Annotated in this window: 2 protein-coding genes; one reads left to right on the top strand and one right to left on the bottom strand. The window is 40.0% G+C overall.

The features are described from left to right. On the top strand, nucleotides 1–260 hold a 260-nt coding region (locus tag CAO17_RS21235; protein ID WP_218775508.1), incomplete at its 5' end, for a hypothetical protein. 25 nt (nucleotides 261–285) lie between these two features. On the opposite strand, the gene CAO17_RS00035 is transcribed toward CAO17_RS21235, so the two are convergent. Beyond that, nucleotides 286–2,547 (bottom strand): YcdB/YcdC domain-containing protein, encoded by a 2,262-nt coding sequence (locus CAO17_RS00035; protein ID WP_085990838.1) that lies wholly within the window; start codon nucleotides 2,545–2,547, stop codon nucleotides 286–288. Nucleotides 2,548–2,896: the final 349 nt, after the last annotated feature.

Genomic DNA, 2,896 nt, shown 5'->3' with positions numbered 1-2,896 from the left:
CTCTGCTTTATCAGCTTTCCTTCCCATTTATCGGCGGTCTCTCCGGTTTATCAGCTTTCCTTCCCATTTATCGGTGGTCACTCCGGTTTATCAGCTTTCCTTCCCATTTATCGGCGGTCACTCCGGTCTATCAGCTTTCCTTCCCATTTATCAGCAATCCCCATCTTTTAGTAACCCATATAAAAACCGCTCCCCACTGCACCCAAGATAAAAAGAAGAGTAGAACAACATCTACTCTCCTTTTTTGTAATACTCCATAATCACAAATCTATCTACTATTTTTCTCTAGTAAGGGATGGCGCCAGTCTCTCTACTTGCCTCCGCAAATTTAAATATGGATACAGCTAGTTGGGCATAGGTGATGTGTTGATCTGGGTTAAAATGATTATCCTCTGCTGTGAGCAGGCCAAGTGCGTTTGCTAATGCGACGTAGCCAATATTTTCTTCACTTACCTTATCTTCATCTTCAACATCTAGTTGGTAAATGCCGCTAAGTTCCGCAGCTTGCTCCAATCCAATTCCACGAATATACCAAACAGCCAATTCTTCTTTGGTAAGCTTTTTGTCTATATCGAAGTTTTTACTTTCTGTATCGAGAATTCCCATGGATACCGCCTGTTCAATGAATGGATAGTAAGGATGATTGACATCGATATTTTCAAACGATTGTCTTTGTTCTTCCATTCCTGGATAATGTCCATCATAGAAAGGACGGATGGATTTTGCAATGACTTTTAATGCATCCCCTTGGGAAATTTTTGCATCTGCATCAAATGCGTCGACATCCTTGACATCTAAAATTCCCGCATACAGAAGGAAATTCAGTTCTTTCTCTGCTGTTGGATGAGAAACAGTTGGAACATCATTTGCTTCATCTTGCATAGTTATCCATTCCCCTGTACTTGCATCCAAAAAACTAAATTCATTCTCATTAAATACCGGTTGATAAACAAGGGAGTAATGGTTCTCTTTTTCCGAATCAGCCTGTACATAATGAAGGTCCACACTTAATGCCTTTTTAAATGATTGAAGCGCATCTTCTTTAGAAACCACCTCTTCTACAGATGGCCATTCTTTCACATCCTGCGCATTTACATTTAGAAACTGAAGGGAACCATCCGCTGCAACACCAACAGAAATCTGGTCACCTATAACAGGAATATCATTCACAACTCTTGGGAATGTAAAATGATAAACACCTCGCTCCTCTTCAAAAAAGGTCCCATTTCTTGGCATTGCATAGTTGTCTATGTGGGAAGGGGTAAGCTGTTTTAAATAGTTAACAGCCCTATCAAGCGCTTCGTCTTTGGAGATGTTATCTTTTTCATTTTTTTCACCAGATAATCCTGGTAGTTCCCTTCTCATGTCGTGATATTGAACGATTTCCCCTGTTTCTTTATCAATCTCTAAATTCGTTCCCATTCCACCATGTTGGTGCTGGTACATATAATGAATACTATAAACCTGCTGGCCATTTGGATTTTCGATTTCACTAATTGATTCAATCATCAATGTAACATCATCAGAATCCACGGCTAGAAATTCCTCTGCAAACGCTCTTACTTCTTTCATGCTAATGTCTTTATGCTTCGGTTCTAACGGTTCATCTATAATAGATTGAAGCCCTTTTTCTTCTGGTAGCTTCTCTTTCCATCCATCCGGTGTTTGCCAGTCACCAGATACAGCATGGACACCTTGCCCTCCATTCGATGGACTGTAAACGAGATTTACTTCACGATCCCCTGTCCGGTAATTATAATCGATTTGATATTGTAAACCGACAGAAAGATTGTTTTTTACTTTTTCCAGAACTTCCTTTTCTTCTTGAATATTGGTTATATCATCATATGTAAATGACTTACTTTTTGGTGAACGATGATAATAATCAACAACTTGTCCATTCCCTAAAACGGTAACATGTACATTTTGTCCAGAAACCGGTACATCCTTATTCGTACGGATAAAATCAAAGGAATAACGAATCGGCTCTAGTAGTGTCTGATTGCCTACATAGCTGAAAAAGTCTTCATTCAGCTGATAGGTTTCATCACCAGAAAAGTCTTTTAGAAAATCCAATGCAATCTGTTCTGCTTCATCCTTCGTTACTTCCGGCGGAAACGTTGCTCCATCCACGTTTGCAGGTTGATGATGGAATCGTTCAAGCTGTAAATCCTCCCCAACAAAGCCGAAATCACCATAAACATGCTCTCCATCTATCTCCTTTGAGAACATTAATTCATAGCGAGTCGTATCATCTCCAGGATGAAGCACTCGGTTCATATGAAAATCACTATCTTTTAAGGAATAACCCAACCCATCTGGAAACAATTCTTCTACTCTCTCAACCAAATCACTTTTAAGAATCGTAGAATCTACTCCCTGAATCTGAATCTTAGGACCTGCTTCTTCCTCCTGCAAAGCCTTCACAGGTGCTTTCCTTTCATGTAACTCCTTCCATGAAGTTTCCGCACTCACACCAGTTACCAACATCCCCGAGGACAATATCGTAGCCAATGATAACGTCCCAATCTTTTTCCAATTCCTCAAAAAACCCCTCCTAGAAAAAATTTCCATTTATCTAGTACTAGGCTACTACATTTAATTTAAATAGTAAATATGTTTTGATAATTAAGAAAGAGTGAATGGTGTGGCGAGTGGGATGATGTTGATCTAGATTAAGAGTGGTGCACGAAATACTTCTTCCAAAAGAATACTATTTTTGTAGTAAGAAAACGGTAGCCTTATTAGGGGATCATTTATCGGCGTTCCTTCTGGTTTATCGGCTCTCCTTTCGCTTTATCGGCTCTCCTCTCACTTTATCGGCTCTCCTATCACTTTATCGGCTCTCCTCTCACTTTATCGGCTTTCCCCTCGCTTTATCGGCTCTGCCCTCGCT

Source organism: Oceanobacillus senegalensis (genome assembly GCF_900176885.1).
GTDB lineage: Bacteria > Bacillota > Bacilli > Bacillales > Amphibacillaceae > Oceanobacillus > Oceanobacillus senegalensis.
This window is presented reverse-complemented; position numbering and strand designations above follow the sequence as displayed.